This window comes from Komagataeibacter intermedius TF2 (genome assembly GCF_000964425.1).
Lineage (GTDB): Bacteria > Pseudomonadota > Alphaproteobacteria > Acetobacterales > Acetobacteraceae > Komagataeibacter > Komagataeibacter intermedius.
In genome coordinates this window covers 1-210 of sequence record NZ_BANF01000292.1, presented here as the reverse complement: position 1 = coordinate 210, position 210 = coordinate 1, and the positions used below count along the sequence as shown (strand labels likewise).

Below are 210 nucleotides of genomic sequence, written 5' to 3'. Positions count from 1 at the left end.
TACAGCGCACTGGCCTATTACGCTGACGTGACGGCGCTGTCTGCCACGCTGTCCACGGACATCACAACGGTCCAATCCAACCTGACATCGTTCCAGACTACCCAGACAGACCAGAACAGCACATTTGCCACAGAGATTGCAGCCAAGGTCAGCACCAACACCACGGATGACGGCGTCAATTCGCCCATTACCTACCTTGGACATAATAAT

1 pseudogene is annotated in these 210 nt (G+C 53.8%); it reads left to right on the top strand.

Features of this window, described 5'->3' with window-relative positions:
* Positions 1 to 210, top strand: a pseudogene (locus B7449_RS17150) (hypothetical protein); the annotation flags it as partial.